Origin of the sequence: Corynebacterium lujinxingii, from assembly GCF_014490555.1 — a bacterium.
Lineage (GTDB): Bacteria > Actinomycetota > Actinomycetes > Mycobacteriales > Mycobacteriaceae > Corynebacterium > Corynebacterium lujinxingii.
Genome location: NZ_CP061032.1, coordinates 1,679,226 through 1,706,189, shown reverse-complemented (window position 1 = coordinate 1,706,189; position 26,964 = coordinate 1,679,226). Strand labels below are relative to the sequence as shown.

Annotated in this window: 24 protein-coding genes, 1 tRNA gene and 1 pseudogene; 15 read left to right on the top strand and 11 right to left on the bottom strand. The window is 62.1% G+C overall.

The genetic code is table 11. The features are described from left to right. Positions 1-531: 531 nt before the first annotated feature. From IAU68_RS08460 to IAU68_RS08450, 3 genes are all read right to left on the bottom strand, one after another. A complete protein-coding gene (locus IAU68_RS08460) occupies positions 532-1,230 on the bottom strand; it encodes a type 1 glutamine amidotransferase domain-containing protein (RefSeq protein ID WP_171192859.1) in 699 nt (232 codons plus the stop codon). A gap of 9 nt (positions 1,231-1,239) precedes the next feature. Further along, positions 1,240-2,238, bottom strand: a complete 999-nt coding sequence (locus IAU68_RS08455) for an NADP-dependent oxidoreductase (RefSeq protein ID WP_171192858.1) — start codon at positions 2,236-2,238, stop codon at positions 1,240-1,242. Between the two features lie 176 nt (positions 2,239-2,414). Continuing rightward, positions 2,415-2,487: transfer RNA gene (locus IAU68_RS08450), tRNA-Asn, on the bottom strand. Positions 2,488-2,597: 110 nt separating this feature from the next. On the opposite strand from IAU68_RS08450, the gene IAU68_RS08445 reads away from it, so the two are divergent. Next, a complete protein-coding gene (locus IAU68_RS08445) occupies positions 2,598-2,861 on the top strand; it encodes a hypothetical protein (protein ID WP_171192857.1) in 264 nt (87 codons plus the stop codon). 27 nt (positions 2,862-2,888) lie between these two features. Then, positions 2,889-3,554 carry a hypothetical protein gene (locus IAU68_RS08440; RefSeq protein ID WP_171192856.1) on the top strand — a complete coding sequence of 222 codons (666 nt, stop codon included), beginning with the start codon at positions 2,889-2,891 and terminating at the stop codon, positions 3,552-3,554. An 81-nt stretch (positions 3,555-3,635) separates the two neighbouring features. On the opposite strand, the gene IAU68_RS08435 is transcribed toward IAU68_RS08440, so the two are convergent. Together IAU68_RS08435 and IAU68_RS08430 are read right to left on the bottom strand one after the other, a co-directional pair. Beyond that, on the bottom strand, positions 3,636-4,286 hold the full coding sequence (locus IAU68_RS08435; RefSeq protein ID WP_171192855.1) for a hypothetical protein: 651 nt from the start codon (positions 4,284-4,286) through the stop codon (positions 3,636-3,638). A gap of 167 nt (positions 4,287-4,453) precedes the next feature. Then, a pseudogene (locus tag IAU68_RS08430) lies at positions 4,454-4,801 on the bottom strand (AbgT family transporter); the annotation flags it as partial. Positions 4,802-5,243: 442 nt separating this feature from the next. Here IAU68_RS08430 and IAU68_RS08425 point away from each other — a divergent pair. Continuing rightward, entirely contained in the window at positions 5,244-6,590 is a 1,347-nt protein-coding gene (locus IAU68_RS08425) for an AAA family ATPase (RefSeq protein WP_171192854.1), read from the top strand. Beyond that, positions 6,580-7,239 (top strand): RloB family protein, encoded by a 660-nt coding sequence (locus IAU68_RS08420; RefSeq protein ID WP_171192853.1) that lies wholly within the window; start codon positions 6,580-6,582, stop codon positions 7,237-7,239. The genes IAU68_RS08425 and IAU68_RS08420 overlap by 11 nt, the downstream gene beginning before the upstream one ends. Before the next feature lie 44 nt (positions 7,240-7,283). Here the strand turns inward: IAU68_RS08420 and IAU68_RS08415 are convergent, their stop codons facing one another. Next, positions 7,284-8,924, bottom strand: coding sequence for an AbgT family transporter (locus IAU68_RS08415; RefSeq protein WP_171192852.1), 1,641 nt, complete (start codon positions 8,922-8,924; stop codon positions 7,284-7,286). A gap of 112 nt (positions 8,925-9,036) precedes the next feature. On the opposite strand from IAU68_RS08415, the gene IAU68_RS08410 reads away from it, so the two are divergent. From IAU68_RS08410 to IAU68_RS08385, 6 genes are all read left to right on the top strand, one after another. Beyond that, on the top strand, positions 9,037-9,705 hold the full coding sequence (locus tag IAU68_RS08410; protein ID WP_231699005.1) for a DUF4230 domain-containing protein: 669 nt from the start codon (positions 9,037-9,039) through the stop codon (positions 9,703-9,705). A gap of 139 nt (positions 9,706-9,844) precedes the next feature. Next, positions 9,845-10,642 (top strand): serine hydrolase domain-containing protein, encoded by a 798-nt coding sequence (locus tag IAU68_RS08405; protein ID WP_171192851.1) that lies wholly within the window; start codon positions 9,845-9,847, stop codon positions 10,640-10,642. A 460-nt stretch (positions 10,643-11,102) separates the two neighbouring features. Then, a complete protein-coding gene (gene uriT / locus IAU68_RS08400) occupies positions 11,103-12,545 on the top strand; it encodes a uridine transporter UriT (protein WP_171192850.1) in 1,443 nt (480 codons plus the stop codon). Continuing rightward, on the top strand, positions 12,538-13,473 hold the full coding sequence (gene uriH, locus IAU68_RS08395) for a uridine-preferring nucleoside hydrolase UriH (RefSeq protein ID WP_171192849.1): 936 nt from the start codon (positions 12,538-12,540) through the stop codon (positions 13,471-13,473). Before uriT ends, uriH begins: the two co-directional genes overlap by 8 nt. Positions 13,474-13,515: 42 nt before the next feature. Further along, positions 13,516-14,331 carry a trimeric intracellular cation channel family protein gene (locus IAU68_RS08390; protein WP_171192848.1) on the top strand — a complete coding sequence of 272 codons (816 nt, stop codon included), beginning with the start codon at positions 13,516-13,518 and terminating at the stop codon, positions 14,329-14,331. 19 nt (positions 14,332-14,350) lie between these two features. Then, complete coding sequence (locus IAU68_RS08385; protein ID WP_171192847.1) at positions 14,351-15,226, top strand: trimeric intracellular cation channel family protein; 876 nt, start codon at positions 14,351-14,353, stop codon at positions 15,224-15,226. Positions 15,227-15,396: 170 nt separating this feature from the next. Here IAU68_RS08385 and IAU68_RS08380 read toward each other — a convergent pair whose 3' ends face one another. Continuing rightward, on the bottom strand, positions 15,397-16,335 hold the full coding sequence (locus IAU68_RS08380) for a DUF4352 domain-containing protein (RefSeq protein ID WP_202880074.1): 939 nt from the start codon (positions 16,333-16,335) through the stop codon (positions 15,397-15,399). A gap of 139 nt (positions 16,336-16,474) precedes the next feature. Between IAU68_RS08380 and IAU68_RS08375 the strand changes: the two genes are divergently transcribed. Next, a complete protein-coding gene (locus tag IAU68_RS08375; protein ID WP_231699004.1) occupies positions 16,475-17,392 on the top strand; it encodes a DMT family transporter in 918 nt (305 codons plus the stop codon). 313 nt (positions 17,393-17,705) lie between these two features. On the opposite strand, the gene IAU68_RS08370 is transcribed toward IAU68_RS08375, so the two are convergent. Continuing rightward, positions 17,706-18,935, bottom strand: coding sequence for a hypothetical protein (locus tag IAU68_RS08370; protein ID WP_171192845.1), 1,230 nt, complete (start codon positions 18,933-18,935; stop codon positions 17,706-17,708). Positions 18,936-19,252: 317 nt separating this feature from the next. Here IAU68_RS08370 and IAU68_RS08365 point away from each other — a divergent pair, with 317 nt between their 5' ends. Together IAU68_RS08365 and IAU68_RS08360 are read left to right on the top strand one after the other, a co-directional pair. Then, positions 19,253-19,573, top strand: coding sequence for a hypothetical protein (locus IAU68_RS08365; RefSeq protein ID WP_231699003.1), 321 nt, complete (start codon positions 19,253-19,255; stop codon positions 19,571-19,573). After that, a complete protein-coding gene (locus tag IAU68_RS08360) occupies positions 19,566-20,954 on the top strand; it encodes an NAD-dependent succinate-semialdehyde dehydrogenase (protein ID WP_171192844.1) in 1,389 nt (462 codons plus the stop codon). Before IAU68_RS08365 ends, IAU68_RS08360 begins: the two co-directional genes overlap by 8 nt. A 21-nt stretch (positions 20,955-20,975) precedes the next feature. Here IAU68_RS08360 and IAU68_RS08355 read toward each other — a convergent pair whose 3' ends face one another. Both IAU68_RS08355 and IAU68_RS08350 read right to left on the bottom strand, forming a co-directional pair. Further along, complete coding sequence (locus tag IAU68_RS08355) at positions 20,976-21,770, bottom strand: HAD-IIA family hydrolase (protein WP_171192843.1); 795 nt, start codon at positions 21,768-21,770, stop codon at positions 20,976-20,978. Then, positions 21,767-22,042, bottom strand: coding sequence for an acyl carrier protein (locus IAU68_RS08350; RefSeq protein ID WP_171192842.1), 276 nt, complete (start codon positions 22,040-22,042; stop codon positions 21,767-21,769). Before IAU68_RS08350 ends, IAU68_RS08355 begins: the two co-directional genes overlap by 4 nt. A gap of 18 nt (positions 22,043-22,060) precedes the next feature. Between IAU68_RS08350 and IAU68_RS08345 the strand changes: the two genes are divergently transcribed. Further along, entirely contained in the window at positions 22,061-22,897 is an 837-nt protein-coding gene (locus tag IAU68_RS08345) for a Rib/alpha-like domain-containing protein (protein ID WP_171192841.1), read from the top strand. Then, positions 22,897-23,790, top strand: coding sequence for an alpha/beta fold hydrolase (locus IAU68_RS08340; RefSeq protein ID WP_171192840.1), 894 nt, complete (start codon positions 22,897-22,899; stop codon positions 23,788-23,790). Before IAU68_RS08345 ends, IAU68_RS08340 begins: the two co-directional genes overlap by 1 nt. A gap of 289 nt (positions 23,791-24,079) precedes the next feature. On the opposite strand, the gene aceE is transcribed toward IAU68_RS08340, so the two are convergent. Further along, positions 24,080-26,875, bottom strand: a complete 2,796-nt coding sequence (gene aceE / locus IAU68_RS08335) for a pyruvate dehydrogenase (acetyl-transferring), homodimeric type (protein ID WP_171193010.1) — start codon at positions 26,873-26,875, stop codon at positions 24,080-24,082. Positions 26,876-26,964 lie beyond the last annotated feature (89 nt).

Genomic DNA, 26,964 nt, shown 5'->3' with positions numbered 1-26,964 from the left:
ACCCGGGCGTTACCCGATACTCACCACACCGTTACTAAACACGTGGTCTAAACAGGCGGGGGTGCTGGCCCGGGTGCGCACGACAAGTGAGCCGTTGGAGTGCGTCATCGTCGGCACGGGTATACAGGGGCGAGCGCGCAGGGTTGTGTACGTGATTGAGGGGGTGCGGGACGTGTCAGTGATGTTCGTGTCGAGAAGTAAGCCGCGGATTTGCCGCACCCGTGGGTTGTGTCGGGCACTGCCCAGGCCGATGAGGCGTTGGGGCGTGCCGGGTTGGTTGTGGTGGCGACTTCTGCGGGGAACCTGTGGTCGTCGATAGGCAATTAAGGGCTGATTCGACGGTGCTTGCTGGGGGCGCACACCGTGGACACGCGGGAGTTGCGTGAGGATATGCTGCGGGGCGCGCAGGTGATTTTAGAGGATGTTGTGGCTGCGCGGCGGGAGATGTTCAAGACCAGCGGTGTGACCTGAGAGGACCTGGCGGTGGCGCGGATGGTTGCCGGCCAGGTCTCAGCAGCGTCTAGGTGAGGCTTAGGCGAGGTCCTTGACCAGGCGCTCCGCGAGATCTTGCGACGAGGACGGGTTCTGCCCGGTGTAGAGGCTGCCGTCGACGATGACGAAAGATGCCCACGGCTCCGGTGCCTTGTCGTACACGGCACCGAGGGCGACAAGCCGGTCCTCGAGCAACCACGGCGCCTTTTCGGCGAGCCCACCTGCGCGCTCCTCGTCGTTGGAGAAGCCCGTCATCTTCCGCCCGGCAAACGGGGAGCCGCCGGGGGCGTTCTCCGTTGCGAGGACCGCGGCCGGGGCGTGGCAGAGTAGGGCCACGGGCGTGTTGTCCGCCATGCGCTCGGCGAGGATGCGCCCGGAAGTCTCGTCCACCGCGAGGTCTTCCATCGGGCCGTGCCCGCCGGGGTAGAAGACAAGGTCGTAGTCCGCGGCGTTGACGTCGGCAAGATTGAGCGGCTCGGCTAAAACCGGCGCGAGCTCATCGAGCTTCGTCTTCACCTCAGCCAGAGTGTCGGCATCGCCTGCGCTCCCGTCGAGGCTCGCCTTATCGACGACTGGTGCCTTGCCGCCGGGTGTCGCCACGTCGACGCCCCAGCCAGCGTCGGTGAAGACCGAGTACGGAGTCACCAGTTCTTCGGCCCAGAATCCGGTGGGGTGGAGTGTGCCGTCGTTAAGCGTCCAGTGGTCCGCTGCCGAAACGATCATGAGTACCTTGGTCATTGTGTCCTCCTAAAACTTGACGATCATCTTGCCGGTGTTGCCGCCTTCGAACAGTTCGAGGAATGCGGCCGGCATGTTGTCGATGCCTTCGCGCACCGTCGACCCGTACGTGATTGAGCCATCGACGACGAGCGGTGCGATTTTCTCCTGGAACTCTTTGGCCAGGTGCGAGTACTGGCCCATCACGAATCCGCGGAGCGTGAGGCACTTGCCAATGGATAGCCCCAGATTCCGCGGCCCGGGTGCCGGCTCAGTGTCGTTGTACTGGGCGATCGCACCGCACATGGCAATGCGGCCGAACGTGTTCGCGTTCTGGATCGCTGCCTCGAGGTGGTCCCCGCCGACGTTGTCGAAGTAGACGTCGATGCCCTCCGGGGCAGCCTTGGCGAGTTGACCGCTCACGTCGCCGTCCTTGTAGTTGAACGCTTCGTCGAATCCAATGCGCTTGAGGTATTCGATCTTCTCCGCCGAGCCTGCGGACCCGATCACCTTCGCCGCGCCGAGGTGCTTCGCGATCTGCCCTGCGGCCGAGCCCACAGCACCTGCCGCGCCCGAGATGAACACGACGTCGCCCTCTTTCATCTCGCCGACGGCGGTCAACCCGACGTAGGCGGTCAGCCCCGTCAGCCCGAGAATGCCCAGGTACGCCTCTGCGGGGGCGATGGTGGTGTCGATCTGATCCACCTGGTCCTCGTTCAGGACGGCGTGTGTGCGCCACCCGGCGAAGTGCCGGACCGTGTCGCCGACCTTGAACTTGTCCGAGCGGGACTCCGTGACGGTGCCGATCGCAGCGCCGTTGAGCGGTTCATCGATCTGGAACGGTTCGACGTAGGACTCCACGTCGTTCATCCGCCCGCGCATGTAGGGGTCGACGCTGGCGAAGGTGTTCTCGACCAGGATCTGGCCATCGGAAAGTTCGGGCAGGTCTACTTGCTCAAGACGGAAGTTCTCGGTGGTCGGTGCGCCCTCCGGGCGCGAGGCAAGGACCCATTGCTTAGCTGTGGTCAACGCATTACTCCTTAATCGTCGTTCTCTGGGCACGGCCTCCCGTTTTGTGGGCTAGGCCGTAGCACCTGAACAACCTTAGGAACGTCGGAATGGGCTCTCACTATTCCTGCCGCGTGGCAGCGAAAGCAAAACGCCCCGCGACCAGCTTCTGCGCTAGTGGCGGGGTATGTAGTAGGCTCCTCCAACTGGGCTCGAACCAGTGGCCCTTCGATTAACAGTCGAATGCTCTGCCAACTGAGCTATGGAGGAATATTGTTGCGTTGCTGTTCGCTGTGCAACGAGAAGTAACATTAGCTTGTGCTTCCGAACATGCAAAATCGCCTGGTTGATTGCTGTTTTTATGCGTTAGTGTTGAGGTCATGATTCTTCCGATTGGTGGTGTCCGTCCGCACGCGCTTGCAGCTGGGCTGATCGGGTTCGGTGTGGTGTGCATGATTACGGCGCCGAACCTGGACGACTGGCGGGCGTTGACGTTCCTCGGGTTAGCGTTGGCCATCCCGTCGGTGGTGTGGTTGGTCGCAGACCGCTGGTTCGGCCGGCCCAGGGGAGTGCTGTGGTGGGTGCTCATAGCCGCGTCCGTCGCGCTTGGAGTGTGGGGAATTGCGCTATTTCCCGCGAAATGACGTGCCTTTCGCACTAGGGTGGGCGCTATGAAGAAACCGATGCTTGCTCTCGGCGTCGCTGCCGCCGTCTCCACGTCCGCTGTTGTTGCCCCTGCTGCTTTCGCTGAGCCCGCTGACTCGGCTGAGCAGGTTGCTGTTCAGGAGGATCAGGGATCCTCGGGGGAGAGCTCGTTGGGGTCTTCGGGGGAGGAGGGGTCGTCGTTAAGCGCGGGCGCCATTGTGGGCATCTCGCTGGGTGTGCTGGCGGCTGTCGGCATCGGTGGGGTAGTTGGGGTGCAGCAGGGCTGGCTCGAGCTGCCGGAGCCGCTCAACGCGCAGGTGCTCGGCGGGCTTGCGGCAATCGCGTCGGCGCTATCGGTGCCGGCGCTCGCGCCGAAGCAGGAGAAGAAGGTGGCGAAGGGGTCGTGCTCGCCAAGCGCGTTCGACGCTGTGGTCCCGGAATGGCCGGCGGGGTTCGGCACCACCGTGCGTTTCTGCGACGGCAAGTGGGCCGTTGCGGGCGCGAAGGGGACCGACTGGATCCTGTTTTTCAAGAACACCAACGGCAAATGGGCGCGGATTCAGTCCGATGGCACGACGCGCCGCGGGATGACGCAGGCGTGCTACAACGGCATCAAACTGCGCGAGCAGGGCGCGCCGGAGGCGTTCATGCGCGAGGTGCCGGTGTGCACGCCCGCGGAGATTGGGCGCTAGGGGCCAACGCTAACAACAGGTGAAGGCGCGTCCGGCATTCGCCGGGCGCGCCTTCAATTGTTGGTCGTGGTTTCGGGGTAGTTACCGCGAGATTACCGGGTTGAGAATCGCGAGACCGTTGGGTGCCACGCTCTGGTTCTTCTTCGCGTCGGTGAAGACACTGAAGTAAATTCGCACGGTGCCACCGCCGGCGATGTTTACTCGGACTGGGGTGGCCTGGCCCGGGATAACGTCGACAGTTTTGCGCTCGCCGCCGTCCAGTGTCACGTTGATCTGACCGACGCCTGCCTCGTTTGGAATGTCAGTTGCAAACGCTGCATCGAACTCGAGGGTGTTGTACTCACGCGGCACGTTAAAATCAACGCGTGAGGTAGACCAGTCGTTGCCAACGGTCGAAATGACGGAGCGATCGTAGGACTTGCCGTTGAAGTTGACGGGCACATCTGCGTTAACGCCTGGGGCATAATTGGTACCCACGGTGAAGATCGAAGTGCGGACAGGTTTCACCGGCGCGGAATCGACACCAGGGCGGTCGGTCGTACCTGGGGTCTGGTTTTCGGTAACGCCCGGGAGGTCAGAGGACTTATCATTGCCGCCGATACCAGCATCGTTCAGAAGGCCAACAATCACGGCGATAGCGGAGACGACGGCCACAATGGAGCCGACGATCTGTGGCAGCAGGTTCTGGAAGTCGCGGAGCATGCGCTCAGCGTCTTTGAAATTAGTGGGCACGAGAACTCCTTGTCAGGAAAAGTCGGGAATAATGACATCTGAAGCTAAGCACGCTCACAAAATTTTTGCAGGTATTCATTCGGAGGGGGGCAGTGCCGGATACGCCCTCGTCGGCAAGCGAAAAGGCGCTGGGAAATCCCAGCGCCTTTCGTGTCGTGCAGGTTCGACTATACCTCGTAGCCCATTGGGGAGCCGGGTCCGAGCGGGATGCCGAGGAAGTACCAGATCATGAAGAAGATGAACCAGCCGATCAGCATGGAAACCGCGTACGGCAGCGACAGCGACATCAGGGTGCCCACGCCGGCCTTCTTGTAGTACTTCTGCAGGAAGGTCAGCGCAAGGGCGAAGTAGGGCGACATCGGGGTGATGATGTTCGACGGAGAGTCGCCGATGCGGTAGAGCATCTGGGTGACCTCAGGCGAGATGCCGACGTACATCATCATCGGCACAACCACCGGCGCCATCAGCGCCCACTGGGCGGAGCCGGAGGTGATGAACAGGTTGATCAGTGTGACCGCGAATCGATCATCGAGCTGGTTGGCGCGGTTCTTACCGGGTAGCACAACGGATGGATTCAACAGTAATGCTGCATGTCGCTGTCAGCTCTCGAACAGGCCAAACATTTCATGCGCCCGCCCGAGCCTCCGCGCTGGAGATGACTGTGGCGACCGACACCGGCTAACCGCTTAGTCAAAACCCCGAACTCCATACCGAGCCGAAAGCACAAACGGCGAAAACCACTGCACGAGACGGGACCAGGCGAGAAATCGTAATCCGGGACGGCGAGATGCGCGCGGGGTTACTTTCCGCTCGCTCGTGAGATTATGAAGTCAATTTATGATCCTTGGTCTCGAAAAGGTCTGGGCACGGGAAGGGAAGGTGGTCCACGATAGTTCGAAATTTCACTTATGATGCTAGAAGCTTGAGTCATAGGCGAAGTTTTTGAAAGGGGCGCTTATGCTGCTGGACCTCACGATTGCGAACTATCGCTCGGTGTATGAGCCTGCGTCGATAAACATGGTCGCAACAAGGGAGCAGGTGCACCGTGAGCGGTGCCCCGAGCTTTCTCGGCGTTACAAAAAGCGGATTAATCCCGTAGCGGCGCTGTTTGGTGCGAACGCGGCGGGCAAGTCCACGTTCGTCAAGGCGCTGACTGCACTTCAGCGAATGCTGATAGACCCACCTCGCCCAGCAGATCCGATGCCGTTTGATCCGTTTGCTCTCCGCCCAGAGGCATCGTTTGAGCCGACGAACTTTGAGGTGCTGTTCTCCGTCGATGACATCGTTTACGAGTATGTGCTGGCTTTCGACGCCAAGCGCGTGGTGGAGGAGCGGCTGACGAAGTACCTGTCCAAAGATGAAATTGACGTGTTTGAGCGATTAGGTGATTCGTTCAGCTTTCCGCTCTTGGACGAGAAGGCGGAGCGTTTCCCTACCGAAGTTGCGCAAGCGCGGGTTCTGCTCGAATCGGTTCCGCCCAAGGTTCCTCTTGCCTCTTTTGCTAGCGAGACGAACCTTTCGCGGTTCCCTGATTCGCTCAAGCTGGATGCGTTCGGAGTCGTCCGCGCTTTCATCGAAACGGTTCTTGTGATCCCAGCAGGACTTCTGGATCTCGGGCAGTTGCAGTCCCAGCCCGACGGATGGGAGAACTTGATTTCCCAAATCGACGCTGGAATTACCGGTATCGAAACCGAGCATGTGGAGCTGTCTGCTCTGGGGCTGGGTGCCGAGGAAGCACTGGAGATGGAGCAAGAGCTGCGAAGCAACCCGAATTATCCAATGGATGTGGAATTACCGTCGGGGCGCTTCACACTGCGGCTCGAGGACGGTGAGATTGAAGCGGAACGAATTACCCTCCTCCACTCCGCTGATGGAGGTGAGAGCTATGGCCTGCGCTGGTGGGACGAGTCAGACGGCACTCGTTCCGCAACGAGGCTGCTCGGCCTGTTCTCCCGGCTGGCAACCCCGGGTTTTGAAGCGGTTTTAGTCGTTGACGAGTTCGACCGCAGCTTCCATACGGAACTCTCTCGCGCTCTAATTGGAGGGTTCTTGGAGAATTCCTCTGCAGAATCGCGGGCGCAACTGATCTTTACCACGCACGATCTTTTGCTCATGGACCCTGAGACGCTGCGGAGAGATGAGATCTGGGTGATAGAGAAGGACCGATCGGGACAAACCCAAACACGCGCCCTTTCGGATTTCGAGGGGCCGCGGAAGACGACGGACCTTCGAAAGAGCTACCTGCGCGGCCGGTTCGGTGGCGTGCCCTCGATTGAGCCGCTGGAGTTCAGCAATGTCGGATAAGCGGGTGCGGTCTTCTCGTGAGAAGAAGTTCGGGGGTAAGAACAAAAGGGCCAAAACCCGCCCGGTGAAAGATGTGTTCCTCATCGTTACCGAAGGCACCACTGAGAAGCACTACTTCGAAATGGCATGTTTTCGGGACAAATCCGTGAAAGTGGAAGCTCGTAGAGGCGTGCACCCACACCCGCCGGCATTGCTCAAGACTGCAGACGATTGGCTAGCAACCCTGAAACGTGAGGGCGACCTGCGATCCGGCGATCAGGCTTGGGTGGTCCTCGATGAGGACGATGCGACGGACCAGCAACTCCAGTCTGTTTTTGAGTGGGCCGCAGAACGCAAGGACCGCGGAGTAGGTTTTAGCGTTCCGCAGTTCGAGTATTGGCTACTGCTGCATTTCGCCGATGTTAAGGGCGCAAGCTCGCAGAAGGAAGTCCTCGACAGCTTGATGCAACATTGGCCGGCATACACAAAAACCGCCCATCCAAACTTCACTGTGGAAGATGTCCGGCAGGCCATTGTCCGCGCCCGGGGGAAGGTGAGCGAGCAGCCGGATTCGTTGGATGATTTTAGCGAGCACATAGGGCGACACACTGCCTCGACCACCGTGCACTTGCTTGCCGAGCGCATCCTCACGTCGCTTTATGGGGCGTGACGGGGCTGGCCTAAGGTGCGCAGCCCCAAACCCCGGTAAAATCGCTATACCTCGTAGCCCATCGGGGAGCCGGGGCCGAGCGGGATGCCGAGGAAGTACCAGATGATGAAGAAGACGAACCAGCCGATCAGCATGGACACCGCGTATGGCAGGGAGAGCGACATCAGGGTGCCCACGCCGGCTTTCTTGTAGTACTTCTGCAGGAAGGTCAGGGCGAGTGCGAAGTAGGGCGACATCGGGGTGATGATGTTGGAGGGGGAGTCGCCGATGCGGTAGAGCATCTGGGTGACCTCAGGCGAGATACCGATGTACATCATCATCGGCACGACAATCGGCGCCATCAGCGCCCACTGGGCGGAGCCGGAGGTGATGAACAGGTTGATCGTGGTCACCATCAGCACGAATGCGGCGAAGAGGACCATGTTCGGCAGGTCCCAGGACTGCAGCAGTTCCGAGCCCTTAATCGCGGTCCACGGGCCCAGATTGGACCACTGGAACCACGCCAGGAACTGGGAGACGGCGAAGAACAGCACCAGAATCGGCAGCAGCGATTCGAGACCTTTGGCCATGAACTTGGGGATGTCCGCGGCCTCATTGATCGTGCCCACCACCAGGCCGTAGACCAGACCGGTGGCGAAGAAGATCAGGGTGATCGGAATCGCGATCGCCTGGATCAGCGGGGACTCCATGAAGCCCTCCTCCGGCCGCGCGAACGGCGAGGCCGGGATGAGCAGCAGGGCGAAAAACGCCGCTAGCGTGACGACGAGCGTCACACCCGCCCATGCCAGACCCTTGCGCTCGAGCGGGGTCAGGGAGATGTCATCGTCATCGGTGAGGTGGGCGTCGTCAGGCTGGTTGGTCTCGTCGAGTTGGAGTTCGTCTTCGTCGATGTGGTCGTCGTCGACAAGCGCTTGCGCCTTCTTGTCCACGTAGAACTCGGTGACGGCGGTGATGACCAGCGACAGCACAATCGCCGACGGGATGACGAAGAAGATGTTGGCGAGGGGGGAGACGTCGTAGGCGTCGTCGACAAGCTGTGCCGCCGAGGTGGAGATGCCGGCGAGCAGCAAGTCCGTGATGTTGAGGATCAGCGAGGAGTTGAAGCCTGCCGACGACGCCGCGAACGCCACCATCGCACCCACGACAGGGGAGCGGCCGATCGCGTGGAAGGCCATCGCGCCCAGCGGGATGATGATCACGTAAATCGCATCCGACGCCACGGAGCCCGTCACGCCCGCGAGCGCGAGCATGAACGTGAGCATCTTCGGGCTGACCTTGTCCACCATGGAGCGCACCATGGCGGCCAGCAGGCCGGTTTGTTCGGCGACGGCGACGCCGAGCATCGTCGCTAAGATCACGCCCAGCGGCGGAAACGCGATGAAGTTCTCCACCGCGTCGGTGACCATGCGGGAAATGTTCTCGCCGGTGAGCAGGCTTTCCACATGGATTTCTTCGCCCGAAGCCGGGTCCGTTGCTTTCAATCCTGCCCGGCTCGCGAGCCAGGAGGACACGGCGACCACGCCGCTTAAGATCACGAACAGCCAGAACGGGTCGGGCAGTTTGTTGCCGACCTTTTCAATCCAGCCCAAAAAGCCGGGCATGCCGTCTTGGTTGTTGTCTTGTTTCTCTTGGGGTTTTTCGCGCTTTGCGTTGTCTTTTTCTTTGATACGCGTTGAACCGGTCATCGTTATCTCTTTTCATCCGGTGGCCAGGTACACCTTTCAAGCGCGAACGCCCAAAGGCGGGAACTAGTGTACAAACTCCACCGATGTCGGGTGACTCGGTAAAGTGCGCTAAGTGAGTACAGCGCACGATCAATTGCACCTCTCCCCGCGTCGCACCCGCCGTGCCCCGGCGTTTTGGGTGGCACTGCTTTCCGCCCTGATTGCGGTGCTGGCCGTCCTGGGGCTTTTGGCGGTGTTTTTCCGACCCACCCTGATTGGGGCAGGGGAGACCACAGTGGACTCGACGACGATTGGCGCGTCGTTTGAGGACATCGCCGAGCTCTCCGTCGAGGAATACCGCTTTTCGGACGTGGGCAAGTTTGACCAGGAAGGCCTCGAGGTCCTCGGCGCGCACGTGCCGTTTACCGGTCGCAACTTCCTGGTCACTTACGACGGTCGCGTGACCGCCGGGCTTCGCGATACCTCCGCCATTGCCGTCTCCGTCGGCGACTCCTCCATCGACGCGGTGCTGCCGCCGGTCGAGGTTATCGAGTCCCACATCAACGCCGACAGCGTGCAGGTCTACGACCAGACCATGAACCCCATCAACCAGATCCGGGTCGCCGACGTCACCTCGTTCATCGCCGGTCAAGAGGACGCCGCGCGTGAGAAGGCGGTATCGCAGGGGCTGCTGGACCGCGCGGGGGAGCGTGCCGAGCACCTCGTGCGCAGCCACGTCGAGGCGCTGGTTTCCGGGACGGCGCAGGAAGATTACACGGTGAGCATCGAGTGGGCCGAGTAGTTGAGCGGGTTCGCGCGCCCAACCCCCAACAAGAAAACCCCAACTATGGCCGTGTTCTGGGCATAGTCGGGGTTTGTTTGTCGGGGTTTCGCACATCCACCCCGCGCTGCTCCATACGTGCAGCACGTAGGGTGGGGCCATGCAGCTCGAGAAGTTTTTTGCGGATTGGCCGGTTGACAACGTGGCGGGGGCGCTCGTCGGCAAGCGAGACGCGTCGTTCGGCGACACCGCCCGCGTCTTCGAACTCGCCAGCGTGACTAAACTTCTCTCCGCGTACGCCGTGCTCCTCGCCGTGGAAGAAGGGGCTTTTTCGCTTGACGACGACGCCCGCCTCGAAGGCGCCACCATCCGCCACCTCCTCGCGCACGCCGGCGGCGTCGGCTTCGACTCGCGCGAGCCGCAAAAGGCGCCGGGGGAGCGCCGCATCTACTCCTCCGCGGGCTACGAAATCCTCGCCGAGATCGTCGGGGAATCCACCGGCATCCCGTTTGCCGACTACGCCCGCGAAGGCGTTTTCGAGCCCCTCGGTATGGACTCCACCGAGATCTACGGCTCGGCCGGCCACGGCGGGCGCTCCACCGTTTCTGATCTTTCTGCCTTCGCCGCTGAGCTCCTCTCGCCGCAACTTTTGGACCCGTCGACGCTTGACGAGGCCTTTTCCAATCAATTCGGCGACCTACGCGGCGTCGTCCCCGGCTACGGCATGCAAAAGCCCTGCCCGTGGGGCCTCGGCTTCGAGATCAAGGCCGATAAATCCCCGCACTGGACCGGCGACTCCATGCCCACCGACACCGTCGGCCACTTCGGCATGGCCGGCACGTACCTGTGGGTCGCCGGCGACCAGGCCTGCGTAGTGCTCACGGACCGCGAGTTCGGCGACTGGGCAAAGCCACTCTGGCAGGAGACCAACACCGCCCTCTGGGACGCGCTGTCCTAGGCGCCGTATACACACTGATCCGGCGCCGTAAGTGAAAACCTGAAATCGCGACGGCACAACGCTGGGTTTGACCTGCTCGTGAGCGTTCCGTTGCCGAGGTTGCGCTTCCGAATTCAGGTTTTTGCTTACGCTGCTGAATCGCACACATAGTCAACCTTGGCGCGGCTGGGCGGACGGGGGCGCGGGGCAGCAAGAGGTTCCAGATCCGTTCAAATGCAGGTCTCGATATGCGTAACTGCAGGTCAGAGGATTTTCTGAAAATCCGGCGAAATTTGGGCAAAACGCCGTGACCAGGGATTACGCATATCGAGACCTGCATATGAACGGAATGCGGCGACGCAGGACCCGAATTCAGGTTTGTCCCGGCGCTGCGCAACCGGTGTATAGGTTGGTGTTGAGGAGTGCCCCCGGATGGTCTCGTCGTTACGCGTGATACTTATAGCTGTCTTAAACTGCACGCATGACTACGACGAACACTCCGTTACCAGCAGCGGGGCAGAAGTTGCCGACCAGCCAGGTCGTGCCCCTGATGACGGCGCTGCTGGTGGCCGTCTTCGCCTTCCAGCTCAACGCGTCGATGCTGTCGCCGGCGCTGGCCACGATGGAGACCGAACTCGAGGCCACGACGGCGCAGATCGGCATGACGCAGACCGCGTTTTTCACCGCCGCCGCCCTGTTCGCTCTGTTCATGCCGCGCTGGGGTGACCTGATCGGGCGTCGCAAGGTGCTCGTCGGGATGATGGTGGTCACGGTGATCGGCTCGGTTGTCGCGGCGCTTGCGACGAACGTGACCATGCTGTTCATCGGCCGCGTGATCCAGGGCGTGTCCGGCCCGACCGTCGCGCTGACGTCCGTGATGCTGCGCCAGGCGGTGCGCGAGGAAAAGCAGTTCGCGTTCCTCGTCGGCATTTTGACGTCGGTCAACGGCGGCATCGCGGGTATCGACGCCCTGCTCGGCGGCTGGCTCACCGACGCCTTCGGTTTCCGCTCCCTGTTCTGGGTCATCGGTGCCGCCGCGCTCGTGGCCGTGTTCGCGGTGCGCTTCGGCGTGCCGGAGACCAAGTCCGACCAGCTGCAGCCGATGGACTGGAAGGGCGTTGTCGGCCTGGTCATCGGCGCGGCCGCGATCCTCACGGCACTCAACGAGGCCGGCCTGCTCGGTGCTGCCAACTGGTTCATGGTCATCCTCCTGCTGGTCATCGGCGCCGTGTCGCTGGTGTGGTTCTGGCGTACCGAGAAGTCCAGCTCGCACCCGCTGATGTCCACCGACCTGCTCTCGCAGCGCCGCACCTGGGCGCTGCTGCTCACCACCACGCTGACCATGACTGGCGTGTTCGCTGTCATGAACGGTCTGGTGCCGAACCTCGCGCAGGACGCCGAGGTGGGCCCGGGCATGTCCGCCGGCGTCGTGTCCTGGTGGACGCTTACCCCCTACGCCCTCGCCGGCCTGCTCATGGGCCCCGTCTCCGGCTGGCTCGCGGGTCGCGTGGGCTACAAGATCATTCTGCAGATCGGTATTGCGGGTGCGGCGCTTGCGGTGCTGTTTGGTGTGGTAGTCGTCGGCAAGCCGACGCACGGCATGCTGCTCGCGGTGTCCATCCTCGCCGGCATCACGTACGCGGGCATGGCAAACATCATGCTCGGCTCGCTGGGCGTGGTGCTCGCGCCGAAGCACAACCAGGGCTACCTGCCGGGCCTCAACGGCGGCGCGTTCAACCTGGGCGCGGGCCTGTCGTTCACGGTCATTTTCGCTGTGTTCACCGCCACCAACGGCAGCTACCGCGCGGGCATGATCGCCGGCGCGATCCTGCTGGGCTGCGCGTTCGCTGCGTCCTTCCTCATTCCGAAGCCGGCGAGCGTGCCGGATACGCTCGCCGCGGAGGACCTCGCTGCCCGTGCGTAAGATCATCCTCGACTGCGACCCGGGCCACGACGACGCCGTCGCCATCCTGCTCGCCGCCGGCAACCCCTACATCGAGCTGCTTGGCTTGACGACGATCGGCGGCAACCACACCATCGACAAAGTCACCCACAACGCGCGCCAGGTCCTCACCATCGCCGGTGCCCTCGACGTGCCGGTGTACCGGGGCGCCTCGCGCCCACTGATCAACGACGTCGTCACCGCCGAGGACATCCACGGCGATTCCGGCATGGAAGTCCACGGCTACAACCTGCCCGAGCCTGCGGTTGGGGTGGAAGATGGGCATGCGGTGCGGTGGATCGTCGATACGCTCATGCGCGAAGAACCCGGGACCGTGACGCTTGTGCCGACCGGGCCGCTGACCAACATCGCACTGGCTGTGCGCATGGAGCCGCGGATCGTCTCGCGTGTGCGCGAAGTCGTGCTCATGGGCGGCGCGTACGGCACCGGCAACATCACGGCGTCCGCTGAGTTCAACACGTTCGTCGATCCGGAGGCCGCCGCGATCGTGTTCGGCGAGGACTGGCCGGTGGTCATGGTCGGGCTGGATCTGACCCACCAGGCGCTGGCGACCCCGGAGGTGGAGTCGCGATTCGCCGCGTTGGGGACGTCCGCGGGCGACTTCGTCGTCGCGCTTGTCGACGCCTTCCGCCACAACTACAAAGACGCCCAGGACTTCGACAACCCGCCGGTCCACGACCCGTGCGCGGTGGCCTACGTCATCGACCCCTCGCTGGTCGAGACCGTGCCCGCGCCGCTGTCTGTGGAACTCGCGGGGACGTTGACGCGCGGGCGCACGGTGGCGGACTTCCGCGCTTCGGACGCCCCGTGCAACTCCTCCGTGGCCACGCGCCTGGACGTGGAGCGGTTCTGGGACCTCGTCGTCGACGCGGTGCAGCGCCTGGGGTAGGCGCAGGAGACAGCGCGCGGGCGCGGAAGTAGCCTTGCGCGCATGGAACTTTCGGACTTTGCGGGCGATCTCTACTTCGTCCTGGAATACACCGGTGTGCTGTTGGCGGCGACGGTTGGCGGAACTGTCGCCAAGCGTATGAACTTTGACATTGTTGGGTTCGCGTTCATTGCGCTGATTTCGTCGTTAAGCGGGGGCTTTATTCGCGACGCCATCCTGAACGACGGCCCCGCCGCCGCACTGACCAACCCCGGCTACCTGATCACCGCGACGATTGGTGGCGCGATCGCGTACACGGTCACGCTCAAGGGCCGGCTGTGGGAGAATTTTCGGTTTTATGCGGACATCGTCACCATCGGCGTGTGGGCCGTCGCCGGCACACTCAAGGGGCTGGTGGCGGACCTGAATTGGGTGCCGTGCATCCTGCTCGCGGTGATCACGGCGACCGGCGGTACCGCCATGCGCGACATCGTGCTGCGGCAGGTGCCCGCGCTGTTTACGTCGCAGAAGATGACGGTGTTCCCGGCGATTATTTCGTCGGCAATCATGCTCGGCTTCAACCACTTCGACCTGGTGTGGCAAGGCATGCTCGCCGCTGCGGTGGCCGCGCCGATTTTCGCGGTCGCGGTGTACTTCGGCGGTGACCGCTTCTCGTTCTTCGCCACCAAGGAGATCGAACGCCCGTTGGAGGAGAAGCTCGGCTATGCCCTCGGCGTGAAGACGGACATCCGCCACCCGGTCGAGTCCGGTGAACACGTCACGCAAGCGCTTGAGGAAGCCACCGACGACCAACTGCTGGGCGCGATCCGCCTGTACCTGCAAAACGAGGTCCGGGAGCGCTCGAAGGCGAAGGCTTAAACCCCCTACGATGGCGCGCATGTACTTCGACAACGTGTTCACCGCCGTCGGTTTCTCATTCGCCGTGATGGACCTGCTCGGCGTGTTCCTCAACGCGCTCATGGGCGGGCTCGTCGCTAGGCGTATGCGTTTCGACGCCGTCGGGTTCATGCTCATCTCCATCATCTCCGGCATGGCCGGCGGCATGATCCGCGACGCGCTTATCGACGCCACCCCCGCCTCCGCCCTCCAAAACCCCTGGTACATCGGCACCGCACTCGTGGGATCTCTGGTGGCGTTCACGTTGCCGCTCGAAGGCTTCACCTGGGAGATGTTCCGCTTCCACGGCGACATGGTCATCGTCGGCGTGTGGTCCGTCACCGGCACCGTGACCGCGATGCGTGCCGACGTCACCTGGTTCGGCTGCATCCTCATGGGCGTACTCACCGCCACCGGCGGCATGGTGATCCGCGAGATGATGATCGGGCAGATCCCGTCGATCCTGGTGGATAGGCAGTGGTATGTGGTGCCGGGGATTGTGTCGTCGATAAGCGTGCAGCTCTTTTATGATCTGGGCTTGGAGTCCATCGGCCTCGCCGTCTCCGCGCTGGTGGGGATCGGGCTGGGGGTGGCGGCGTACTGGTTCGGCTGGTCCGTGCCGGGGATTGAGGCGCTCGCGCCTGTCGACGAATTCTTCAACCGCATGAAACACCGCGTCGGCGACCGCCTGCCGCAAACCCCCGGTTCCTGGCGCGAGCGCACGCAGCGCCCAACGATGATGGTCTCCGCTCCAACCCGCAAAGACGTGCGCGACGAGTTGGATCGGCTGGGGGTGTCGGGGTCTATGACGCGGGATGAGTTCGTGGAGGCGCTCTACCGCGTATATGTGGACGACCGGGGGAGCGGGCTGCGGTAGTTCTGTCGGTGCTGGGCTCGGCCCCGGCCCGCACCTTCCGCGCGCCCTCCGCCCTCCGACCGCAAATGTGAGGGGCAAGATGTGAGGGCCTCGAGTAACTGGGCTCGCCGGGGTCGGCGGCTACTCGAGGCCCTCACATCCTGCCCCTCGCAAGTAGGGGAGAGGTTTGGTTACTTCACAGCGACAAAGCGATTCTGGGCGAACATGTCCGGCGAGACGGCCAGTACGCTGTCGGCAGCAGTAGCTTCATCAACGAGGAACGCGAAGTTTCCAGTTTCTTCAGCGTCCTTGTATAGCGTGGTCGACTGGTCGAAGTAGTCCGGAGCGATCACTATCGAGTCGTAGCTGTTGATCGTATTGCCCTCAGGGGTCACAAAAGCGAAACCGATGGTCGGCATCGATCCCTGCGGGTCGTCGCCCTTGTATTTCGCGGTGACGTTTGCCATCACATAAGTCTGGCCATCGGCGGGGGCGTCGTTGACCGGGTTCTCGGCCGTAACCGCATCCGTTGCGTTGAGGTCGACACTGTTGACGGTCACGTCCCACTCATCGGTAGAGACCGTCGCCCCAATCGGAAGCGGGTTCTCGCGAGTCGCTCCGTCGGCTGCACCGTCAGCAGAATCTTCCGAGTTACCTTCAGCGGAATCGCCATCGCCGACAGCATTGGCCCCGCCGTTGTTGCTGACAGTAGTTTCCTCGTTGAACGCATCGTTGAAAGCACTGTCAATCACGAACATGAACGCCACCGCAGCGACAACCGCGCCGACAATCGAGGTGATGACCGCCGCGATTGCGGTGCCCTTCTTCTTGTCCTTAGGGAACAAGCCCACCAGGCCGAGGATGAATGAAATCGGCAGGAGGATCCAGCCAAGAATCAAAAAGCCCGGGATGCAAGAGAAGATTACGCCGAGGATCGCGCAGACCAGGGCAATGATGCCGATCGTGTTGCGCTCCTTGACCGGCGCCTGCGGGACGCCGTTTTGGTACATCGTGTTCCCGTAAGCCGGGTACGCCTGGCCCTGCTGGTCTGCAGGGAAAGCCTGGCCTTCGGTCGGGGTGTTGTCACGGTTGTTCTGGCCACCGTGAGGGCCGGGGTAAGCAGTCGACATGGTGTTCCTTAAAAGACGAATGAAGATTCCTGTGGAATCACTGCGTGAACAGAATAGATGATTCGTCGACGACTGTCTTAATTGTGTATGCGATCTTTCGTCCGCGATGCTTCGTCAGCCGGTGTGCGACCATAGGCCCGTGCTAGTTCTCATCGCGCTCGCCGTCGGCGGGCTCATTCCGATCCAAACTGCGGCAAACTCGCGCCTGCGCCTGAGCGTGGGCAATCGCCCGGTCGTCTCCGCGCTGATTTCGTTTTCGGTGGCGCTACTTGTCGCGATCGCAGTCACGACCGCTATGCAGGGCAACCCGCTGCCGCAGTTCGCGCCGGGTACGTCGTTGCCGTGGTGGCTGTGGCTCGGCGGCGTGATGGGTGTGTGCTTCGTCCTCGGCAACATCCTCCTGTTCCCACGCCTCGGCGCCGTGCAAACGGTGGTGCTGCCGATCCTCGGTCAAGTGGTGATGGGGCTGCTCATCGACCGGTTCGGTCTCTTCGGGGCACCGCTTATCGACGTCACCCTGCCCCGCATCACCGGCGCCCTCGTCGTCTTTATCGGCATCGTCGTGGTGCTGCGCGCCGGCAAGGCGGCGAAGGTGGAGGGCGACGCTTCGGGTCTCGAGCTGTGGCTGTTCCGCTTGCTGGGCGTGGCCGTCGGCGTCGGTTCCTCAATCCAGACTGCGGTGAACGGCTACCTGGGCACGATCGCCGGGTCCTCGTTGCACGCCTCTGAGATCAACCTGTTCGTTGGCGTGTGCTTGCTGTTCGTTGCCGCCTTGCTGACCTCGCCACGCCAGCTTGTTCGCCGACCGACGCCGGGCCCGTGGTGGATGTGGCTCGGCGGCGTCGTCGGTGCGGTCTTCGTTATCGCCGGTGCCACACTATCGCCGCTGATCGGCACCGCTACTACCGTCATCGCCTTCAACGCCGGCACCATCGCCGCCGGCCAGGTGCTCGAGGCCCGCGGCGCCTTCGGAGCCCGCAAGAACCCGCTCACCGTAACCCGGCTCGTCGGTCTCGTCGTGATTTTCCTCGGCGTGCTCGCGGTGCGGCTGCTGTAGACTCAAAGTTTCACTTTGCTTGCACTCGTGGCAGCGTTCTGAAGTCTCTTGAAACTTCCTCAAATTGGCTAGTTGGTTTTGTTGCCACTCCAGATCTGATTCGAAGCGTTCCAACATATCGAGAACTGATGTCTTCGTCGAGAGATCTTTACGAGCCATTAAGCGATTAAGCCATGATGCTTTTTTTGATTTTTTCTCGCATTGGTGCTGCGCGGTCTGCGGTGCTTGGTTAGTAACGGTGATTCCAATAAGCACCGTGGTGTCGCCGCTCTGAATCTCTTCTTTGATTTTCTTCTCGGTCACGGGTTACTCCTTACAGGTTGTTGCTGGGAAGATTCTTTAGAAATGAGATCATCTTAATCTGGGAGTAGTGGCGTAAAACTCTAAAGATTAGTACCGCGCCTATGGCAATAGTGGCCGTCCACCGAAGACTCAGTCCTATGAACAAGTACACACCCGCGATTAACAAGAGCAGAGAGCAAGCCATGATTGCTTCAGCCTTTGAAATCAGGTACCCATTTGATACCGCATAGCGCTTGTGCAGATGTGCGCATGTGTCCAGGAGGAAAGCGGCGGGGATTAGGGAGGTAAAAAGCCAGGAATATTCCGTTTCGGTAGCGCCAGCTGGATACCAATCGAAAACGCCAGGGAGAATCCTGGGAAGCTGCACCAGCAGGAAAAAGAGGGCCCCGGCAGCCGAGGGGAAGAGCAAAGAACGGCCCACAAGTCTGATGCGGAGCAGTATTGGACGACGTTTCCGGAGTTTTGGAAGAAAATCAAGATCACTAAGGTGGTGGTATCGGGCAGCGCGCGCGTACCCACCGTGTATTTCTTTTTGCTCCCCGATTCTTTTCGTCAGAAATTTCATCTGCCTGTCAAATCCCCGTGCTGTTAAGGCAAGGCTTGCTCTCGCGACCATACAGATCGCAAAGACTAAAACGGTGGCAACTAGCGAAATTAGAACTGTCGGGTGAAAGAGGACTCTAAACAAGTCGAGCAGTGGAGGGGTAACGTCAAGGGAGTAGGTTTTTGGGGTTTCGTCGGGCCAATGCGCGAGAAATTCCCATTCCACGTTTAGTAACCCGACGATCAGGATGAGACCAGTCAGAAGTCTCTGAACTGCTTCTCCAGATGGACCTTCGAAACGCGTTCCATAATCGATCTCGATTAAATAGTAGAGGCCGACTAGGGCAACAACACCGGTTAGGAAAGCACCGTAGGAGATCGGATTTGATTCAGCGTCATCGATCGTGAATCCATTGCCGAAAAGTAAAAACGGTATCGGTAACGCGGTGACCAAGAAAGAAGCCGAGACCAAACATCCAACGAACGTAAAGAAGAACTCTGCAACAGCCTCACTATGTGAAAGCGTCCATACTCTGCTCTCGTCGTATTCAGGTGTAGCCCCACGAGAAGACTCAGGGGCTGATGGTTTCGGAGAATCTATGTTGTGCTGCGAACTGGCGATTTCTCCTGGAGTTTCTTCGTCACTGCAGTGGGGTAGTCCGTTGGTTTGGCGTTTCTCTTTGTCCATGAATCGCATCCGGTGGGTTATAACTGTACGTTTGCTAATAGTAAACTAAGGTAAGCGTAAGGTCGGTTTAAAGCGTTATCTAAACCTCAACCGGAGGTCGAATAAACAGGGGGATCAAGCGACGGTTGAGGGTTGCCCAGGTCAACGCGTGTGACGCAAGATCGTTCGCGAGCAACCAGAGGCCGTTGGGGAAGACGAACCTCTCGTCTCACACTCCGCCGCCAAGGCTCGGCTAGTCACCGGGCGGGCGGAACTTAAGTCCCGCTTAGTCACCGGGGCAGGAGTGTGCCGAACAAGTAGTGCAACGCACAGAAGGGTCCCCACCAATGACGACAACACTGGCCGCGCCCCGCACGTGCCGGCCCACACGCAACCGCCTCACGTGGACGCTCGAAATTGAGGGAATGCCGGGCAGGGTGCGTGGGGTCGTCGAGAAGCAAATGCTCTTGCTCCCCGAAGGCGAGCCCGGCGAAATCTGGTTCACGCGCTGGCAGCGTCGGCCGGACCGTACATATTCGTGCCGGGAGCAGATCCGCGCGACTGACGCCGAGATCGACGCATTTGCGCAGGCCATCGAGCAGCTCGCGGCGGAGGAGAATTTCGTGGCACGGATCACGGCACGCTCGTACTATGGGCTGCATGGCTAAATACCGAGTACAAAATCCGAAGACCAACGAGATTGAGAAGACTTACGAAAACATCACGTCCGACGAGCTTGAGCAGGCGCTGAGCACCGCGGACGAGACGTTTAAGCAGTGGCGCGAGAAGTCCTACGAGGAGCGCGCGGAGGTGCTGCGCAAGGTCGCGAAGCTTTTCGACGACAAACGCGACGAACTCGCCCGCATCATCGCCAACGAAATGGGTAAGGCGGTCGACCAGGGCGATGGCGAGGTCGACGACGTCGTCGAGATTTTCAACTACTACGCCGACAACGGCGCGAAGTTCGGTGCCGACGAGGAGATCCCGAACGAGCGCGGCGGCACATCGATTATGCGCAAAATCCCGCTCGGCGTGATCGTCGGCGTCATGCCGTGGAACTTCCCGTACTACCAGGTCGCACGCTTCGCCGCGCCCGCGCTCATGGCCGGCAACGTGGTTATGGTCAAGCACGCGAATATCTGCCCGGAGTCGGCGGAGGCGATCGAGAAGATCTTCGACGAGGCCGGCGCCCCGAAGGGCCTGTACACCAACATCTTCGCTGGTCACTCGCAAATCTCGAAGCTTATTAACGACGACCGCGTCCAGGGCGTTTCCCTCACCGGCTCCGAAGGCGCTGGCCGTTCCATCGCCTCCCAGGCCGGTCAGGCTTTGAAGAAGTGCGTGCTCGAGTTGGGCGGCACTGACGCTTACATCGTGCTCGACTCCACCGACATCCCGGCCGCTGCGAAGACCGCGTGGGACAAGCGCATCGGCAATACCGGCCAGGCCTGCACCTCCAACAAGCGCATGATCGTGATGGAGGACATTTACGACGAGTTCGTCGACGAACTGGTCAAGATCGCCTCCTCCTACACCGAGGGTGACCCGCTGAACCCGGAGGAGGGCAAGTTCTACCCGATGTCCTCACGCGACGCCGCGGAGAACCTGGTCCAGCAGCTGAAGATCGCCGTCGAGGAGGGCGCGAAGATCCACGTTGGCGGTGAGGTCACCGGCAAGGGCGCCTACTTCACCCCAGCCGTGATCACCGACATCCCGGTCGGCTCCGACTCCTACTACGAGGAGTTCTTCGGCCCCGTCGCCGAGGTGTACAAGGTCTCCTCCGAGGAAGAGGCCATCGAGGTGGCCAACGATTCCCGCTACGGCCTCGGCGGTGCCGTCATGTCCGAGGACGCCGAGCGCGCCAAGCGTGTCGCCGACAAGGTGGACACCGGCATGATCCACGTCAACATCCCGCAGGCCCGCGGCGCCGAGCTGCCGTTCGGTGGCGTGAAGGCCTCCGGCCTCGGCCGCGAGTTGGGTCCGCTGGGTATGGACGAGTTCGTCAACAAGCAGCGTTTCTACATCGCTGGCTCCGACTCGGCGGTGTAGCGCGCGCCGGCGCGCCAGCGCCTACTCCTCGTACCACCCGTCGCCGAAGGGGTCGTGGATGCGCTCCACTAGGTCCGCCACCGAGTTCATCACGGCGGTGGGGCGGTAGGGGTAGCGGGCGATTTCGGCGTCGTCGCTAATGCCGCTGCGCACGAGCACGGTCCGCATGCCGGCTTCGAGGCCGGATTTCACGTCGGTGTCCATGCGGTCGCCGATCATGACGGTGTGCTCGGAGTGCGCGCCGATGTTGTTCAGCGCGGAGCGCATCATCACCGGGTTGGGTTTGCCCACGTAGTAGGGACTCATGCCGGTCACGGCGGTGATCATGGAGGCGACCGACCCCGTCGCCGGCACAACACCATTTGGACCCGGCCCGGTGAGGTCCGGGTTTGTCGCGATGAACCGCGAGCCGCCCCGAATCAGGTTCGAGGCGGTGGTGAGGGCCTCGAAGGAGTAGGTGCGGGTTTCGCCAAGTACGACGAAGTCGGGGTCGGCGTCGGTGAGAATCCAGCCGATCTCGTGTAGCGCGGTGGTCAGACCGGCCTCGCCGATGACGTACGCGGACGCCTGCCCGGCCTGCTGCGAGAGGAACTTCGCCGTCGCGGTTGCGGACGTCCAGATCCGCTCCGGTTCGATGTCGAGCCCCATGCGCCGCAGCTTCGCGGACAGGTCGCGCGGGGTTTGCATCGAGTTGTTCGTCAGCACCATAAACGCGATGTCTTCGTCGCGCAGCGTGGAGATGAACTCCTTCGCGCCCGGGATGATCTCGCCCTCTTTGTGCAGGACGCCGTCCATGTCGGTCAGGTACGAAATCATTGCTTCTCCTCCAGGTAGTCGGCGAGTTCGCCGGCGGTGGGGTGCTCGGTGAGCACGGTGTCGTCGATACGCACGCCGAACGCTTCCTCGATCCGTACCGCCATTTCGATGCGGTCGAGGGAGGCGATCGCGGTGTCGTCGAAACGCGAGCTTTGCTTAACGACGACCCCAGCAACCTCCTCAACAATCCCCGCGAGACGGGAGAACGTATCCGCGGGCGTGTCGTCCTCGAGTTCCAGACCGCCGAGATCCAAGCGTTGCGAAAGTTCCATACCGCCTATGATAGGCCCATGCAACGCCTCGCACTCCCGACCGCAGCCGTCGTGATCACCAGCCTCATCGCCCCCGCCGCCCACGCCGCGACGATGGCGGAGCAGTACGAGCCACATTTCGGAACCGAAGCGAAGCACGTCTATGCGGTGAAGGGCGACGGGTACAGCACGACTGCCGAGTTCGACCTTCAAGGCGCGCCGGAAGGTACGACGTGGAAACTGACGGGGGAGACCACAGACCGTCAGCTGTTCCGGTTGTTTGATGGGGAGCGGCTCGGTGCGCAACTCAACCACAGTGGCGAGCAGGTACCGCACCGTGGCGAAAACACGGGGTCGATCGACGTCCGCGTCTTCTACCCGGACAACACGACCGAGTTGGTCTACCCGGAGATTTCCCTCATCCCGGACGACGCCTTCCTCTTCCGCCCCGAATACGACAATTACACCCCGGCCGACCCAGGGGAGACGGTGACTATCGAGCCGTCCAACCACTGGAAGAGGATCCCGCTTCCCGACGACGCCACCTGGTCCCTTAAAGGCGGCGCGGATTTCAATGCGCGCATTGATGAGAAGACAGGCGTCATCACCGCAACCGTTCCGAAAGACAGCTACTCCGGGGCTGGCTTCGAGGTGAGAACAGATTTCGCTGACGGTTCCTTCCGCACTGCGTACACGGAGATTCGAAACACCGGGGTCGGGGTCGTCGCTAAGCAAACGCCCACGCCCGCGCCCGCGCCGGAGCCCACGCCTGAACCGGCCGGGTCGACGCCGCTGCAGAAGGTGGCGCTCGTGGTCGGCATCCTCGCTGTGATCGCCGGCATCGGCGCGCTCGCCATGCCGTACCTGCCGCTGTAATGCGCACCGGCACGATCGACCGCGACGGCATCGACGTTTACTACTACGACGTCGGCCCCCGCGACGCCGGCCTGACCGTCGTGTACGCGCACGGTTTCAACATCGCCTCCGACGAGTTCAAACTGCAGGTCGCGGAGATTTCCGGCGTGCGCCAAGTGCTTGTCGACGTCCGCGGCCACGGCAAAACCGGCTTCGTCGCCTCCGAACGCCTCACCGTCGACGCCGCCGCCGACGACATTGCCGCCGTTTTGCGCCATCTGCGTATCAGCGACCCCATCATCACCGTCGGTCACTCCCTCGGCGGACCGATCTCGCTGTCGCTGATGCGCCGCCACAACTTCAACTGGGTTGGCTCGGTGCAGATTTCCTCCACCGTCGACCCGTTCACCGCACGTGGCATCCCGCGCCTTCTGGGTGGTGGGTTTGGCCATGGGTTGGAGTGGTTCGTCGATAAGCTGCCGCACGCTGCAGAGGGGATAAGGCGCCTGGTCACCGACATGATCGCGCCGATCCTCGCGCGCTGGTTCTACTTCCGGCCCGTGCCGTGGGACCTGATCAAATTCCACGCGCGGATGATCAAGGCGACGCCGCTGGCGACCTACCGCGGCTACTTCGACGACCTGAAAACCCACTCCGAGCGCGGCGCCGCGGGCATCCTATCGACGATCCCCGGCTACATCCTCGTCGGCGACCGCGACAACGTCACGCCGGTGAGCCAATCCGCCGAACTGGCCGCCATCTGGGCGGGGGCTTACTTCCAGGTGCTGCCAGATTCGGGCCACATGCCGCCTCTCGACGACCCGGCTGCCGTCACCGCCGCCATCGAGCGCGTCATCGCCCTGGTGCGGGGCTCCGGTCCGGGTGGTTCGGCTGGTTTCGGCGGCCGTTGCTGACACATCCCGCCGGAATCTGTCAACGGGGGTGTAAAAACCCAGGACCCTGACACATTCCGCCGTTACTTGTCAGCGTGGCGGAAAATAGTTCCACCGCATTGGGGAGGTGGTGGAACTTTCTTGGTGCGGTGATGCGGCGACCTGGGGAAACGCCGCCGGAAAAGTGGTCGAAACCGAAGAAAGTTCCCGGGCGGGGAACTTTTTGGCGGGGGAAGGGCCCAGAAGGGAACACAAACGCCGAAGCCCCGGCCGGGGAGGCCGGGGCGTGGGGTCGTCGAGAAGCGAAGTGCTACTCTGCGGCGTTCTCCGGACCCTCGTCGTCGGAGTCGAGGTTCGGCTGGGCAGCGGCCGGGTCGTCGAGCTTCAGGTCCTTAGCGGCCTGCGCAGCGACGGAGCGGTCGATCTTGCCCTCCTTGGCCAGCGCCAGCAGGGCGGCGACGGCCATGGACTCGGCGTCGATGTTGAAGAAGCGGCGGGCGGCCTCGCGGGTGTCGGCGAAACCGAAGCCGTCGGCACCGAGCACAACGTACTGGCCCGGGACGTAGGCGCGGATCTGCTCCTGCAGGTCGGAAGCGAAGTCGGAGGTCGCAATGTACGGACCCTCGGTCTGCTTCAGCTGCTTGGTGGCAAATGCCTCCTCAACCTCGGCGTCCGGGTTGAGCAGTTGCTCGTTGTCCTTGCGCTGACCCTCGCGTGCGAGCTCCGTCCAGGAGGTCACGGAGTAGATCGCAGCGCCGACGTTGTACTTCTCCTGCAGGATCTTCTGTGCGACGAGCGCCTGCTGCATGCCAACACCGGAAGCCAGGAGGGAGACCTTGTTGTCCAGGTCCTCGCCCTTGTCGTAGAGGTAGATGCCCTTGTGCAGGCCCTCGACGTCCAGGTTTTCCGGGCGTGCCGGCTGGTGGTGCGGCTGGTTGTAGACGGTGATGTAGTACATCACGTTCTCGTCCTCGCCGGCACCGTTGCCGTACATGCGCTCGATGCCCTTGGAGATGATGTACGGCATCTCGTAGGCGAACGCCGGGTCGTACGGGATGACGGCCGGGTTGGTGGAGGCCAGGATCGGGGAGTGGCCGTCCATGTGCTGCAGGCCCTCACCGAACAGAGTGGTGCGGCCGGCGGTTGCGCCGACGATGAAGCCACGGCCCATCTGGTCGCCGGCGGCCCAGAAGTTGTCGCCGGTGCGCTGGAAGCCGAACATCGAGTAGAAGATGTACATCGGGATCATCGGCTCACCGTGGGTGGCGTACGAGGTCGATGCCGCGACGAAGGATGCGGAGGAGCCGTCCTCGTTGATGCCCTCGTGCAGGATCTGGCCTTCCGGCGCCTCACGGTAGGACAGCTGCAGATCGTGGTCGACCGGCACGTAGTTCTGGCCGTTCGGGTTGTAAATCTTCAGGGTCGGGAACCAAGAGTCCAGGCCGAAGGTGCGGGCCTCGTCCGGAATGATCGGGACGACGCGCTTGCCCAGCTCCTTGTCGCGCATGAGCGCCTTGAAGGTGCGCACGAGCGCCATGGTGGAGGCGACTTTCTGCTTGCCGGAGTCCTTGAACAGTGCCTTGAAGGTCTTCTCGAAATCCGGCTGGGACAGCGGGGTGTACTGCTCGCGACGCTGCGGCAGGTAACCACCGAGCTCTTCGCGACGCTTCTGCAGGTACTTAATCTCCTCTGCGTCCGCACCCGGGTGGTAGTACGGCGGCATGTACGGATCCTTCTCCAGCTCTTCGTCGGAGATCGGGATCTGCTGGTTGTCGCGGAAGAGCTTCAGATCGTCCAGGGTCAGCTTCTTCATCTGGTGGGTCGAGTTGCGGCCCTCGAAGCTGTGGCCCAGGCCGTAGCCCTTGACGGTGTGGGCGAGGATGACGGTCGGCTTGCCCTTGGTCTCCAGCGCACGCTTGTAGGCGGCGTACACCTTGCGGTAGTCGTGGCCACCGCGACGCAGGTTGAACAGGTCCTCATCGGACATATCCTCAACGAGCTTCTTGGTGCGCTCGTCGCGGCCGAAGAAGTGCTCGCGCACGTACGCGCCGTCGTTGGCCTTGAAGGTCTGGAAGTCGCCGTCCGGGGTGGTGTTCATGATGTGGACGAGTGCGCCGTCCTCATCCTTCTCCAGCAGCTCATCCCATTCGCGACCCCAAACGACCTTGATCACGTTCCAGCCGGCGCCGACGAAGAAGCTCTCCAGCTCCTGGATGATCTGGCCATTGCCGCGCACCGGGCCGTCGAGACGCTGCAGGTTGCAGTTGATCACGAAGGTCAGGTTGTCTAGGCCGTACAGGGAGGCCATGTGGATCAGGCCGCGGGATTCCGGCTCGTCCATTTCGCCGTCGCCAAGGAATGCCCAGACGTGCTGCTTGTCGGTGTCCTTGATGCCGCGGTCCTGCAGGTACTTGTTAAAGCGTGCCTGGTAGATCGCGTTCATCGGGCCAAGGCCCATGGACACGGTCGGGAACTCCCAGAACTCCGGCATGCCGTGCGGGTGCGGGTAGGACGGCATACCGCCGCCCGGGTGGGACTTCTCCTGGCGGAAGCCGTCCATGTCCTCTTCGCTGAGGCGGCCTTCCATGAAGGCACGGGCGTACATGCCCGGAGAGGCGTGGCCCTGGAAGAAGATCTGGTCACCGCCCTGCTCGGCGTCCTTGCCGTGGAAGAAGTGGTTGAAGCCCACCTCGTAGAGCGCAGCTGCGGAAGCGTAAGTGGAGATGTGGCCGCCGACGGAGATGCCGGGGCGCTGAGCGCGGTGCACCATGATCGCGGCGTTCCAGCGGATCCAGCGACGGTAGCGCTTCTCGATCTTCTCGTCGCCCGGGAATTCCGGCTCGAGCTTCGTCGGGATGGTGTTGACGAAGTCAGTCGACGACAGCGCCGGCAGCGGCACGCGCTTCGCGTTGGCGCGCTCGATCAGGCGCAGCATGAGGTAGCGTGCGCGCTCCGGGTCGGACTCCTCGAGCAGACCGTCGAGGGAATCCATCCACTCCTGAGTCTCTTCCGGATCTGCGTCGTGCAGGTAGGACGCAACACCCTCGCGCAGCGAGAGAATGTTCGTGTCGACGTCGGACGCGTTCTTCACGCGAGCATCTTCCATATTGGTTTCTTTCTCGGCCACTTCAACCTCCTGGGTCCATCTGGGCAGTACGACAACAAGGATACGTCCTTTTGCTTTGCACTTCTCAT

Excerpts from the sequence above, each read along its gene's own strand:
- IAU68_RS08460 (WP_171192859.1), bottom strand. The coding sequence starts at position 1,230 with ATGACCAAGGTACTCATGATCGTTTCGGCAGCGGACCACTGGACGCTT.
- IAU68_RS08445 (WP_171192857.1), top strand. The coding sequence starts at position 2,598 with ATGATTCTTCCGATTGGTGGTGTCCGTCCGCACGCGCTTGCAGCTGGG.
- IAU68_RS08440 (WP_171192856.1), top strand. The coding sequence starts at position 2,889 with ATGAAGAAACCGATGCTTGCTCTCGGCGTCGCTGCCGCCGTCTCCACG.
- IAU68_RS08425 (WP_171192854.1), top strand. The coding sequence starts at position 5,244 with ATGCTGCTGGACCTCACGATTGCGAACTATCGCTCGGTGTATGAGCCT.
- IAU68_RS08420 (WP_171192853.1), top strand. The coding sequence starts at position 6,580 with ATGTCGGATAAGCGGGTGCGGTCTTCTCGTGAGAAGAAGTTCGGGGGT.
- IAU68_RS08415 (WP_171192852.1), bottom strand. The coding sequence starts at position 8,924 with ATGACCGGTTCAACGCGTATCAAAGAAAAAGACAACGCAAAGCGCGAA.
- IAU68_RS08405 (WP_171192851.1), top strand. The coding sequence starts at position 9,845 with ATGCAGCTCGAGAAGTTTTTTGCGGATTGGCCGGTTGACAACGTGGCG.
- uriT (WP_171192850.1), top strand. The coding sequence starts at position 11,103 with ATGACTACGACGAACACTCCGTTACCAGCAGCGGGGCAGAAGTTGCCG.
- IAU68_RS08390 (WP_171192848.1), top strand. The coding sequence starts at position 13,516 with ATGGAACTTTCGGACTTTGCGGGCGATCTCTACTTCGTCCTGGAATAC.
- IAU68_RS08385 (WP_171192847.1), top strand. The coding sequence starts at position 14,351 with ATGTACTTCGACAACGTGTTCACCGCCGTCGGTTTCTCATTCGCCGTG.
- IAU68_RS08380 (WP_202880074.1), bottom strand. The coding sequence starts at position 16,335 with ATGTCGACTGCTTACCCCGGCCCTCACGGTGGCCAGAACAACCGTGAC.
- IAU68_RS08370 (WP_171192845.1), bottom strand. The coding sequence starts at position 18,935 with ATGCGATTCATGGACAAAGAGAAACGCCAAACCAACGGACTACCCCAC.
- IAU68_RS08365 (WP_231699003.1), top strand. The coding sequence starts at position 19,253 with ATGACGACAACACTGGCCGCGCCCCGCACGTGCCGGCCCACACGCAAC.
- IAU68_RS08360 (WP_171192844.1), top strand. The coding sequence starts at position 19,566 with ATGGCTAAATACCGAGTACAAAATCCGAAGACCAACGAGATTGAGAAG.
- IAU68_RS08355 (WP_171192843.1), bottom strand. The coding sequence starts at position 21,770 with ATGATTTCGTACCTGACCGACATGGACGGCGTCCTGCACAAAGAGGGC.
- IAU68_RS08350 (WP_171192842.1), bottom strand. The coding sequence starts at position 22,042 with ATGGAACTTTCGCAACGCTTGGATCTCGGCGGTCTGGAACTCGAGGAC.
- IAU68_RS08345 (WP_171192841.1), top strand. The coding sequence starts at position 22,061 with ATGCAACGCCTCGCACTCCCGACCGCAGCCGTCGTGATCACCAGCCTC.
- IAU68_RS08340 (WP_171192840.1), top strand. The coding sequence starts at position 22,897 with ATGCGCACCGGCACGATCGACCGCGACGGCATCGACGTTTACTACTAC.
- aceE (WP_171193010.1), bottom strand. The coding sequence starts at position 26,875 with ATGGAAGATGCTCGCGTGAAGAACGCGTCCGACGTCGACACGAACATT.